Raw genomic sequence first — 12,025 nt, forward strand, 5'->3', positions numbered from 1 at the left:
CCTTCAGTTCCGCACCGCACCATACTCCGTCAGATACCAACCCTCCGCAATCCGATCCGACCGGACGAGATGCGAAGTCCAGTTGTCACCTGATATTTCTACCTGCGGACCGCTGCTCCCCGGCGGATGATACTCCAGCAGAAACAGGTAGTGTGGCTCCAGTGCGAATCTGACGCCGCCGTCTGGAAGCTTTTCAACGTCCGCACCAAATGTTTCGTGGGTTCGATACTGCGTCTTTCCCAGGGGAGTGAGTTTCCCCGGCCGTTTTTTGTGCGCAAAGAACCTGCCGATTTCCGGCAGTGTTCCTGGCCTCGTAGGCCACTCCTGCAACAGCGGTTCCAGCGCCCTCTGAAAACGGGGCAGGTCATTAGAAATACGGTGTCGAACCGCGTACCAGAGCAGATTGTCCTGTTGATTTATGAAAACCACGAGGCCGCTGACGACCAATACGAATCCAACCAGATACGTTTTACTCGCCCCCCTCAGAATGATGTGCGTCCCTGCCAGCAGCAAAGCAACCGCACTCCCGCACATGATGAAGATCATCGCAGCGATCCGGGATCCGAGAACTGAGAAGGAATGCGTTCTCTGATAATACGAGGGTTCTTCTGTCACTTGAATCATCAGCTCACTTAATGAGCTCAAGTCGAGATATCCCTCCCCCATCGCATCGGGAATCCCCAGATCGACGCGGGCCCAGGTATACGCCGATCGAAAACTGGCATCCCACCAGAGCCAGGCAGGGACAATGATCAGGACTAGCAACAGAAAACCCAGCGACCACCTGGAAGTCCTGGCAGCAACGTTTCGTGCCACTCCCAGCAGCTTTTTCGCTTTCACACGAAAATTGTGCGTTGCCCAGACAAACAGGGCGATCGCCGCCAGGCAAATCGATGTTCCCTCCAGCAGGGAATCACGGAGTCGTTCCAGTCCGCTCAGCAATAACCACAAGGCAAACAACTGGAGCGTCATACGGACGAGGCGCCCTGACAGCGGGATATGGCCGCACGCCTCGCAGACGTCGGACTGGATGATGCGCAGCACCACCCTCCGGTTCCCACCACATTTTTCGCATTTCAAAACCATAGCTTTGAAAACGAATTGATCCGCCGCGGGATCAAAGTTTTTTCAGAATCGCTGAAAAGGAGATCGTGCTCAGATCAATTCGCTGATCAGCTCCCGGCGTTCCAGAATGTACCGCGGGCGGCCGCTGTGATCCGGAAATGTGGTGGATGGATCGATGCCCAGGTGGCGGTAGAGCATCGCCAGCACGTTTTCGGGACGGTAGGGTGCATCGACTGGCGTGCCCCCTTCTGCGTCCGACGAACCGATCACCTGGCCGGTTTTGATGCCGCCGCCCGCCAGGGCCACGCTCATCACGCGTCCCCAGTGATCGCGGCCGGCATTCTTGTTGAATTTTGGTGTCCGGCCGAATTCGCCCATCGCCACAACCATCACCTTTTTGTCGAGACCGCGGGCGTGCAGGTCTTCGACGAGGGCCGCGAAGGCACGGTCATAAGGCACGCCTTTATCCCGCATCCGCTTGACCAGATCGCGATGATCATCCCAACTGGGACCGGTCACGCGCACCGACGCCACGGTCACCCCGTGTTCCACCAGGCGGCGGGCCAGCAGAATGTTCTGGCCGAAGGAATTCCTGCCGTAACGGTCGCGCGTGGCATCATCTTCCTGAGAAATATCAAAGGCGTTCCGCGCCGCATCCCCTGCGACCATCTCAAACGCTTCTCGCGTGAATTGATCCATCGCATCGCCGACGCCGTTGTTGTCGATGATTTCGCGCGTGGCATCAAAACCCTTCAGCAGCTTCTTACGGTCTTGCAGACGCTCCGAAGTCAAACCCCGCAGCAGCGTCAGGTTGGGAACCTCGAAGTTTTTGGTATCTGCATCGCGAGCGGTGATAAAAGGATTATAGCCTTTCCCCAGCCAGGCAGCCCGACCGTAGCGCATATCGCGTGGTAACGAAACATACGCAGGGATTCCGGCTGCGTTACTCCCCCGCACGCGAGAAGTAATGCAGCCGATACTCGGCATCTCGTTTTCTCTATTCTGACGATCGCGCAGGTAATACCCGGTCTGCGTCAAATGACTGCTGGTGCCATGGCTGCCGGAATCGTGATGAATCGAGCGGATCACCGCCAGCTTATCCATCACCCGCGCCTGTTCTTTCATAAACTCGCTGAACTGCACGCCCGGGATAGTGGTACTGATCGGACTGAGCGGCCCGCGGTAATCAGAGGGCGCATTCGGCTTGGGGTCGTATGTCTCGTGCTGTGTCGGTCCCCCCGCCAGTTCCAGAAAAATAATCGCCGTATCATTCTGCGCTGAATCGCCTGTCGTGGCAGCCTGTGCCTTGAGGCGGAGAATTTCGGGGAGCGAGAGCCCCATCAGGCCGGTCAGACCAGCTTTAATGACTGAGCGACGCGAGATGCCATCACAAAATTCTGCAGTTCGACGAAACATTCCTGCTCCTTTCCCTGGTGAGTAAGGTGGGATTGTTGCGGGGGTCAGCATTCATTGCTTATGGGTGGGAAAGCTTGATTGTAGCAAAAAAACGACATCACATCAACACTTGTTAATGCATCAAAGGAGGGGGAGTGTTCCTGTTCGAACTGCCGCTCTATTCGAAACAGCCTTAAATGGGGCCAATCAAAAGCATCGTCATACTCCTTACTGCCCCTGCCCCATTTCTCCAATATTTCCTGCTCTACTACAGGAAACCAGCGTAGAACTGAGATTCACTTGACGAAGTCCATCCTGAATCCACGCGAGTGTGGTTTTCGTCCCTCTCAAATCGTTCAAGATAGCTTTGGATTCCTGTAAGGAAACCTGCAGACGCTCTCTGATGACGCGCAACGCAGGCACAAGATCATTCCGATCGTCCAGAACCAGTTGCCATTCGCCCTCTTCAGCCAGAATCGCCGGTTTCAATTCTTCCGGTAGATCACCTCTGTCATCAAATTCAATGTTCGCACCACAGGATTCACAAGTTGACTGACCAGACCAGAGCAACTCGCCCCCAATCAGGTGTTGACAATAATTGACAATCCCTGTTGCACCGCATTCAGAACAGATTTGTGTGTATTGAGCCATGGGATTTCTCTTCATCATCAGCGAAGAAAACTCAATATATTCAGGAGCATTACTGTTCTTCCTCCGGTGTCTGCACTCCAGCTTGCTTACTTCGTCCCCATAATCGTTTCCAGGGGATATTTGAAAAGAGGATCCCGATGAGAATCGTCAGGTTGATACCGTGAACGAGATTCTTATGCCCTGACATCTCCAGCATTTTCATTGTCCCGACAAAACAGCACAGGACCATTCCCCCAGCAGCAAACGCGCCAGCCAACGCAACAAATTCGTACCAGCGAGATGGGCGCTGTTGATTGCGTCTATCGGCTTTGCGCGCCACATAAAACAGAATCGCCGCTGGTATCAGCGCGAAATACCACAACACCCCGACAAAGAAACCGAAAATCAATGAGACGCTGATAATCAGAATGCGAACCAGACCAGAAAGTTGATTATCCATGCTCCCACCTCGATTGCTCAGTTAAAAGATCAGCCCTGCATTCAAATCTGCTACTTCAACCCCGCCGGTTCCCCCAGTACCTGAATGCTCAGCAGATGATGCGACGGCATTTTCGTGCCGCGTTCGACGACCGGGACTTTGCCGTCCTCTTCCAGATCCGTTTTCATCAACTTCCAGAGCACGCGTTTGTCGCGGGTGATTTCAAACGCCTGCACGTCGTTGTCCATCCCTTTCCGATGATGATAGTCGGAATTGATCACCACCAGGTTTCCATTTTTCCGCACCTGCACTCCCACCGGATACAACAGTTCGAAGCCGAGGTCGTCCCGCTTGTCCAGAATCCAGGTAATCTTACCGTCGGGATCGACTTCGATGATCTGGTACGACGTGATACAGGGAATCAGCGTCCGACCGTTCGCCAGCCGGATCGCCGTGAAGGGACGGTCTTTCTCTTTCAGATCGTACCGCCAGACTTCCTTGCCGTCCTTGTCCAGTTCAAGAATCACCCGGTTATCGCGATACGAAATCAGATACGTCCCCTGCGGCGTCTTGCGTGCCTGCATATAACGGTTGTGGACGTTCTTACCGCCGTCCGGCAGATCGATGCTGTGCGTCACCTTCTGCTGCCGATCCACTTCCAGTAACTTCTGATTGCCGCAGTCCAGAATCAGCACCTTCCCGTCCGGCAATGGCTGGCAGGAGTTGATTTCCTGCTTTCCCTTGATGGGGGGGATTTTGTAATCCCAGACCGTTTTTTTATCCGGCGTCACTTCCCGCACGCCGAACCGGTGTGCAAACAATACATTCCCGTTCGGCAGCTTCCAGGCATCGTAGACGGTTTCAATGCCGGGCTCCTGGTAATGCCAGACAATGTCATTCTGCCCGTTCAGTTCCAGAACCCCTTCCCCGTAGCCGATCAGGAGGCGACGATCGTCTTCCTTTTTCACGGGGACCGTTTTACCGGCCCCTTTCATCAGCCGGCTCGCCTTGCCGGCCAGCTTGAGATAATGATCGCTGGGCAGCCCTTCATACGTGATAAACTTGCCCCCGTTCCCGGTCGGCGGCCGGTTTGTACATTTGAAAATCGCCGTCGCTTCGTCCACTTCGTCGAACATCGCGATATACAGCATCTCGCAGCCAATATGTTCCGCGGCCTTGATCTGGGACCAGAAGAAATCTCCCTTCCTTCGCGGAATCTGATTCAGTTCCCCGCCGTGCAGGTTATGCCAGCTGAACCCGGGAAACGCGACTGGCAGAAAGTCGAGCCCCGCCTCCTCGCACCACAGGCGATCCGGCTGCCAGACCCGTTCGGCATGCCGATCCGCCTCACGGGGACTCCGGTAACGGCCCACCGACCACGGGCTGATCACATCGGCGGCTTTAATGATCTCCTTGAGCAGCGGATCGTCGACCGCATCCCGCGTTCCCTCGCGCCAGTAGGAAGGAACGCCCAGCATCACCGCGCAACCGTTCCCCTTCAAGAGCTTCACCAGATCGAAACATTCCTGGAGCGAATACGGGCGATTGTCACTGAAGCCGATGCCCCACACTGCCACCAGCGGTTTCCCGTTGTGCCGCTGATACTGGGCATCCTCCGCCACCCTCTGGATCTCCCGAAGTTCCGTCCAGTCGTCAAACACCCGCTCCACTTCGCCCTTCTGCAGACCACTCAGGTCATACATCACGGCAAACGTGCGTCCCGACTCCCTGGCCCCTTCCCGCACATGGTTCAGCACGCGGTTCTTGTTACGCAGCGTTGTCTGATACGACAGCCCGGAGGCAAACCGCTGCAGAAAGGCGCCGTCGATCCCGTATTCCTGCATCCAGCGAAAATGCCGCATTACGGTCTTTCGGTTTGCACTGCTGAAGACGTCCGCCCGGCTGCCGTCCTCATGTCGAAAACCGGTCGCATAACGTTCGTCCGCATCCAGTTCCGAGACATCGGGCCACAGATCCACGGAGACGTTCCCCGGACCGAATATGCCGTGCGAGATTGAGGGGTGAGCCCAGTGCTTCCAGCCCAGTTCGGCACCATCCTCAGGACAGTTAAACCAGCCCTGGTACCCGACCATGACTTTTCCGGTCAGCGTTTCCGGATCGACCGGCTTCGCTCCCTTGTCATTCTGTGCGGCCACCGGTTGTACCAGGCAGGCCATTAGCCCCACCAACAGCATCATATTTCGTAAAGCGCTTCGATTCATTTTCTATTTCCAGATCCTGTTCGGACAAATCTTCTATCAGACTTCGGGTTCCAACTTGACGGGATACGTATTCCCGGACGCGAACTGCGGCACATAAATCGCCCCGTCCGCAGCAACCACCAGGTCATGGGGATGGCGGAAGAATCCCCCCTGCTGCAACATCGGCTGCAATTTACCGTCAACATAACGGGGTGCCGTTCCGCCGATATTCGACACAATTTTGTAATCGCGATCCAGCACCGAAATATACCCCTTGCTCTCCCGGTCTTTCGGCCAGTTGTCCGCCAGGTGGGGTACGAACATGTGTTCGCCCACAATCTGGATCATCCGCGGATTCGAACCGGGCAGCGAAATCTCTTCGATCAGTTTTCCTTCCAGGGTGAGCCGCTTGATCGTCTGCTGATCGCTCATCGCGATGACCAGTTCGGGCTCCCCGGAACCGCGCGAATCAATCACGCCCCCGTGCGGACCCCAGTGGGCGATGCCCCCTTCCGGTCCGCCGAAGTAATGCAGCAGCTTCCCCGCGCGGTTGTAACGCAGGATGTAATCTTTGCCGTAACCGTCCAGCACAAAGAAATCGCCGTCAGGCAGATGCAGCGTCCAGGCGGGGCGATACTCTTTTTCGCTGGCATACTTGCCCGTCGACTTCGGATACGCCAGTTCCAGCAGAATCTCGCCGTCCAGCGTCGTCTTGAAGACCCGGTGCAGATTGAGATCGGTAATGAACAACACTTCCCGACCTTCTTCTTTCACAATCTCCAGACCATGGGCCCCGGGAAATCGCGTGCCCCATTTATTCAGCAGTTTGCCGTCCTTATCATACACGATCACATTATTCGTCAGATGATCGGTGAGCAGATAAATCCGCCCCTGCGCATCGACGACCATCGCGCTGCAGTTCTTCACCGGCGTTTTTTCATCGAGTACACCCCAGCCGGCGACAGGCCGATAACGAAACTTCCCCTGCCCCAGCACGGGCAGCTGCCGTTCTTCTGCAGCCAGCCGTCCAGCCCCCAGCGCACAGGCCCCGGCAAGCAGACTCTGATAGAGGAAATCGCGTCGATGTAGTTGGTGATTAGACATGCTTGACTACCTGATGAAGTTCATAATAAAAGATGGTTTCTCAATTCCTGAGTTGTTGATCAGCTGTAATTTTCCCGCTCATTTAAATATTCCATGATAAATGAATATCTCTCGAGAACCTCTTTGTTTGTATGATTCTGCATGAGTTGAAGAAGTTCTTCACACTCTTCCGGATCAACCAGATGTGACCATAAGAGTTGATCTACAATTCCTGCAGACCAGCATTGAATGCCTTCATCAGGATCTTCTAATAAGCCCTTAATCCACGGCAAGGCTCTTCTATCAGCTACGACACGGAGAAGTTCGATTGCGTCGACCCGTGCATCGTGATCTTTTTCATTCTGGTAGATCTCATAACAGCGTTCCATTGCACACCAGGGATGAAGCAGCCAGAGAACATGGCGAACCAATTCAGATCCTTTTTTATGACTGACATAATAATCAACGGCAGCTCGCAAATTTGACGATCCAATAATCATTGCAACGGCTTCACGTGCAGTTTTACTACCGCCACTTTCCCCATTTTCCTGAAGTGTACCAAGCTTCCTGGCAATTGCAGTCCAATCGATTTCGCCCTGGTTCATTTCATCTGACAAAGCCATTCAGTTCAATCCCTTCTCTCTGATGAATCGGCGGCTAAAACTAATCATTCGGATTCACAATATTCCGCCAGTCCGGGTAGTTGGGCCGCTCCGATGCTTTGGGCCCTCCCTTGATCGGCGGTGCGGGAGGGATGATAGACAGCGTCTGCTGCAGCATCCCGCGCGCCGCTTCCCCTGCGGTTCCGGCCTGGCCTGCGGCTAGGTTCTGGCTCTCGGTCAGATCGACGGGCACATGGAAGAACCGCCCGTCGCGGTACAGTTTGAAACCCGCGTTCCGCACGTACTGATCCCCTTTGAACCGGCCCCAGTAAGGCTGATAGTGATTCAGCACCCACTCCCGGGGATGCCCCGCTTTGCCGTTAAGTTGAGGTAGAAAACTGCGCCCGTCGATGGGATCGCCTTTCCCCAGCTTGACCCCGGCCATCGCTGCGAACGTGGGATAGAAATCGGTGAAATCAACCAGGTCGTCCAGCACCTCTCCCTGAGGAGTGTGTCCTTTCCAGTAAGCGACCAGCGGCACATGCGTGCCCATGTCGGTGGTCGAACCTTTCCCGCCATGAATCGTCTGACCGTTCCACTGTGAGGTGATTTGTACGTTCGTGCCATTGTCGGCGGTAAACAGGATCAGCGTGTTCTCCAACTGGCCGACGTCCTCCACCTGTTTGACCAGCTTGCCGACAATCTTATCCAGGTAATTGACCATCGCCACAAAGTTGGCTTTCCGGGCCGCTTTCCCTTTGGGCTGTTTGTTCGCAGCCTGCGTCCGTGGTGCCGAACCAATCGTATCGGGTGTCGGCACAAACGGATTGTGTACCAGCGTGGAGGGATAATAGACAAAGAACGGCTGATCCTTGTTTTTTCTGATGAAATCGCACAGGAAGTCTGACATGATGTCCGGACCATATTTCCCCTGGTTGTCTTCAATCGAAAGATATTTGCCGTTCTGCTCCAGCGGCGGACTCCAGAACCGCTCGCCGCCCCCCTCTTTGACCTTCACTCCCGTTGTCACCTGCCACAGGCAATACTCATCAAAGCCCGCTTTGAACGGCCGCGTATTATCCTTGAAACCTTCCGCCTTGTGATACAGCCCGTTCAGCTGCCACTTCCCCGCAATCGCCGTCTTGTAACCCGCGGACTGCAACAGTTGCCCGAAGGTTTTCTCTCTGGGATTCAGATAGCCGAAATGGGTGTAGTTGCGAAAATTGTATTTCCCCGTCATCAGCTTCACACGGGACGGCGTGCAGAGCGGCGTGGAATAACAGTTCGTAAACCGGATCCCCTGTTTCGCCAGTGCGTCGATGTGCGGCGTCTGATAATCTTCCGCCCCATAACTGCTGAAACATTCCCAGCTGACGTCATCCGCCATAATCAGAATAATGTTCGGCTGCCTCGTTTTTTTGACAGACTGCGAAGCGGCACCCGCGGGCGCCACGCACGCGACCAACACAAAACACAACGTCAATGCCAGCTGCTTCATCTCTGTTCCCTGTTCTGTTCCGTATATTGCTGCCTCAGATATAACAGTGCAGCGAATCAATCTGAAATGACACTCTGTAGCTTATATGCTAGCTGGAAACAGAAGCCGAGAACAGGAACTTTCGCGTTTTTCGTGACTTACGTGGTTCATCGAAATACAGCCATCCAAACGGGATTGATTCCATTGCCTACACCTGAAACAATGTGCCATGCACCATCCATCACCTGGTTCATTTCATGCCAGAGGTAAATCTTGAAATCGAAACTTCACCCCTTCTCAATACTGTTACTCTCCCTGATCGGGACCACTGGATGTGGTCAATCTTCCGATACAGCGGTTTCCGAACCTCCGCTGCCAGTGGCCTCGGCGGATAAAATTGCGATTCCTGCTGACAATTCATTACCGTTGAAAGACTATCTGGACGCAGGAGTCCCCGCCCACGACCGCAACTGGACGGGCAGTGACATGGAACAGGCTGCGGATGCGCTGAGTGAGATTGCCAAGCAGAATGCTGGCCAACTGCCTCGTTACCAGAGCCTCCAGTCAGGGAAACTCTTCGACCGGATCATCGCCGCCGACAATCTCGACTTGTATCAGAACCAGCTCTCCCCGATTGAAGTCCGCGTGCATGATGCCATCATCCTGATGCAGTCCAGCAACCGGATCCTGGTCCTCTATGCCACCGCATTCGCAGACCAGAAGGTCGCCGACAGTGAAATGATCGAGATGATCGGCACCACCCTGCGTTTATCCGCTGCCATCGTGCGGCTCCTCGACGAATTCCTGCCCACGCTGGATGAAAATGATCCCACCTATCCCGTCCGCATGGAAAGCCTGGACAACATGCGAAAAAACCTGGCGACGGTGGTGATCGCCAATCTGAAAGTCCCGACCGAATCACACCTCTATCGCACCTCGGAACTCAAAAGGCTCATCGGCTACATGCAGGATACCTACCCTGTGATCCTGCCCGCCCTTCCGGAAGCCAGCCGCACAGAAGCCCTGCAACGCCTGCGGACATTAATCGAAGATCCGGAGATGCAGACTCTGCAACTGGAACTGAAATCGCTGTTAACGACCGTCGAGAAGCCTGCCGAACAGCCTGAGGCTGCACAACAGAATTAAGCGGCGCCTCATATTTCATCATTCACAGACTTGTGATCCGCCGGCAGAATCCCTTCACAACTGTTCGATTGGCGGCTTATTTGTGTCTTCGATTCCAGCAGAATTCACGCCCGTTGATGGTTCATCAAACTTCCTGATCATCTTCCACAGTTCAGCACTCAGGGCTTCGGTTAGTTCGTCATCCAGATCTTCCAGGTAGGTCTCCATAATTGTCCCCTGCACGCGTATCCAGAGTCCGGGGCCATAACCGTTCTTCCGCAGCGCCACGATGTCTTTACGCGGCCAGTCAGCTTCGATCCGCTCTGCCAGATCGGCGGCAGTCAGTGTCATGCGAAAACGGTCGGCATCGATTTCGAACAACGCCCGGGGCCGCGGATCGGATTGAAACAACATCAGTGACTGCATCCAGAACGCAGTCTCACGACTTTGCCACCTTCTCTCACTGAGTGGAGGCATCGGCACCACCACCCGCACGTGGTCCCCCTCGCAAGAGACGATAAATCGTTGCTCAGCCATGTCCTGCCTTTCCCACCTCATCGTCTGGATTGGGTGAAACATCATACTCTTTGCTGATTTTCCAGAACTCCGCGCATAAATTACGAACCACATCGTCATCCAGTTCCGTCAGATGGGATTCCATGGTGACTCCTTCCACGCGTAACCAGATTCCCGCTTCGTAACGGTTTTTTCGAAACTCCACTACTTTTTCGCGGGGGTATTCCCACTCCTGCTTCTGGCCATTATCAGAAATGATCGTCATCTGTAATTGTGCGGCACTGATTCTGAAGACCACCCAGGGAGGCACTTCATATTTGAAGATGGCATCTGCAATCGAGTAACCAATCATCCATAACGGAATGAGAATCAGCCCAGCAATGTCAGCGTGTTCCAAGAACTTGGGTATCGGGAGATAATAACCGGTTCTCGGGACCACCAGTTCGACGCAGTCGTTCTGCCGCGTAACAGAAAACGGTTTCTGATCCCCGGCACCGGATTTTCGATACTCCAGCGTGTAATCAATCGGCTCGGTTTCCATGTGAAACACTCTTTCGAGACTCTATTCTAAGGCGTTTCAGATTTCTTCAATCGGATAGACAAATTTAATGTACATAAAATAAAACCCGATCGCCGCCACCAGGATAATGGTTGCCTGGCGAGAGGTTTTTAACGCGATCCCCTGCAGGGACAACTGGATTTCCGATTCCTTTTGCTCATTGGCCTGGGCTCGGTTTTTCTCCGCTGACTTGAATTCGCGATAGGAAACGCAAATTGCGAGGAACAGGATTACGTGCGTCACCAGAAAAATAAAATTTGTGACCCAGTACTGTGTTTCAAACGCCCGTTTCCGCTGTTCAAGTACGTCTTCACCGCTTTCCAGGTAAGCTGTGGCGTACTTGAGATAAGCGTTCTGATACTCCTTGTTTTCGGTGAGAAAAGACAGATCCATCTGCGGATTGACCGCCTGAGGAGCTTCTGGCTTTCCCTCTACTGTATTGGGTTCACTCTTTTCACTATTTTGTGGCACGGAGTTTGTGGAGACACCAGACGCATTCGGGTTAATCATAATAACTGCCGGGATGACACCCGTGGGAGCAACAGTTTGAGGAATCGAACTCCAGTTCCAGCCTCTTCCGCTACCCTGACCAGAGAAAATCTGGGGATTCGAGGGAACGGTGTGCTGGTAAGGATTGAATTGATTCCAGTCAATCGTAGTACCAGATTTTGACGGGGTTCCCGGTTTTTGATTGTCCGGACTCTGATACCGACTGAAGATCGAAGGATCGATTTGCTTTTGCTGGAGATCAGAAACATCAGCCTGAGCCAGGGTCACCTGCTCAGTCCGATCCCTCCCCGGTTCCTGACCATTGCCTGAAACCGGGCGACCGACTGGTTCTTGAGCTGCAGAGTGAATTGAAATCAACAGAATGGCAGCAACAGCGAAAACGTTTCGTAAAAGATTCATGGCAGCCTCGTACTTTTCAACTTG

The 12,025-nt window shown here is 54.0% G+C and carries 12 protein-coding genes; 1 reads left to right on the plus strand and 11 read right to left on the minus strand.

Annotated features, from left to right (window positions below; translation table 11 throughout):
- Positions 1-3 precede the first annotated feature (3 nt).
- From Enr10x_RS17175 to Enr10x_RS17210, 8 genes are all read right to left on the minus strand, one after another.
- Complete coding sequence (locus tag Enr10x_RS17175; protein WP_145450801.1) at positions 4-1,044, minus strand: hypothetical protein; 1,041 nt, start codon at positions 1,042-1,044, stop codon at positions 4-6.
- A 111-nt stretch (positions 1,045-1,155) separates the two neighbouring features.
- Positions 1,156-2,481 carry a DUF1501 domain-containing protein gene (locus Enr10x_RS17180; RefSeq protein WP_145450802.1) on the minus strand — a complete coding sequence of 442 codons (1,326 nt, stop codon included), beginning with the start codon at positions 2,479-2,481 and terminating at the stop codon, positions 1,156-1,158.
- Positions 2,482-2,688: 207 nt separating this feature from the next.
- Positions 2,689-3,111 (minus strand): hypothetical protein, encoded by a 423-nt coding sequence (locus Enr10x_RS17185; protein WP_145450803.1) that lies wholly within the window; start codon positions 3,109-3,111, stop codon positions 2,689-2,691.
- Between the two features lie 49 nt (positions 3,112-3,160).
- Positions 3,161-3,550 carry a hypothetical protein gene (locus Enr10x_RS17190; RefSeq protein WP_145450804.1) on the minus strand — a complete coding sequence of 130 codons (390 nt, stop codon included), beginning with the start codon at positions 3,548-3,550 and terminating at the stop codon, positions 3,161-3,163.
- Positions 3,551-3,600: 50 nt separating this feature from the next.
- The gene (locus tag Enr10x_RS17195) at positions 3,601-5,751 is read right to left on the minus strand and encodes a beta-propeller domain-containing protein (protein ID WP_145450805.1); all 2,151 of its coding nucleotides are present in this window, start codon (positions 5,749-5,751) and stop codon (positions 3,601-3,603) included.
- 36 nt (positions 5,752-5,787) lie between these two features.
- Entirely contained in the window at positions 5,788-6,834 is a 1,047-nt protein-coding gene (locus Enr10x_RS17200; protein WP_145110440.1) for an NHL repeat-containing protein, read from the minus strand.
- 59 nt (positions 6,835-6,893) lie between these two features.
- Complete coding sequence (locus Enr10x_RS17205) at positions 6,894-7,436, minus strand: HEAT repeat domain-containing protein (protein WP_145450806.1); 543 nt, start codon at positions 7,434-7,436, stop codon at positions 6,894-6,896.
- Between the two features lie 40 nt (positions 7,437-7,476).
- Entirely contained in the window at positions 7,477-8,913 is a 1,437-nt protein-coding gene (locus Enr10x_RS17210; protein ID WP_145110446.1) for a sulfatase-like hydrolase/transferase, read from the minus strand.
- A gap of 252 nt (positions 8,914-9,165) precedes the next feature.
- Here Enr10x_RS17210 and Enr10x_RS17215 point away from each other — a divergent pair, with 252 nt between their 5' ends.
- The gene (locus Enr10x_RS17215) at positions 9,166-10,038 is read left to right on the plus strand and encodes a hypothetical protein (RefSeq protein WP_145450807.1); all 873 of its coding nucleotides are present in this window, start codon (positions 9,166-9,168) and stop codon (positions 10,036-10,038) included.
- A gap of 54 nt (positions 10,039-10,092) precedes the next feature.
- Here the strand turns inward: Enr10x_RS17215 and Enr10x_RS17220 are convergent, their stop codons facing one another.
- Genes Enr10x_RS17220 through Enr10x_RS17230 form a run of 3 tightly spaced genes read right to left on the minus strand, consistent with a single transcriptional unit; the run spans position 10,093 to position 12,001 of the window.
- The gene (locus Enr10x_RS17220; protein ID WP_145450808.1) at positions 10,093-10,554 is read right to left on the minus strand and encodes a hypothetical protein; all 462 of its coding nucleotides are present in this window, start codon (positions 10,552-10,554) and stop codon (positions 10,093-10,095) included.
- The gene (locus tag Enr10x_RS17225; protein ID WP_145110456.1) at positions 10,547-11,074 is read right to left on the minus strand and encodes a hypothetical protein; all 528 of its coding nucleotides are present in this window, start codon (positions 11,072-11,074) and stop codon (positions 10,547-10,549) included. The genes Enr10x_RS17220 and Enr10x_RS17225 overlap by 8 nt, the downstream gene beginning before the upstream one ends.
- Before the next feature lie 36 nt (positions 11,075-11,110).
- The gene (locus Enr10x_RS17230) at positions 11,111-12,001 is read right to left on the minus strand and encodes a hypothetical protein (RefSeq protein ID WP_145450809.1); all 891 of its coding nucleotides are present in this window, start codon (positions 11,999-12,001) and stop codon (positions 11,111-11,113) included.
- Between the last annotated feature and the right edge of the window lie 24 nt (positions 12,002-12,025).

Source organism: Gimesia panareensis (assembly GCF_007748155.1).
In the GTDB taxonomy this organism is placed as follows: Bacteria; Planctomycetota; Planctomycetia; order Planctomycetales; family Planctomycetaceae; genus Gimesia; species Gimesia panareensis.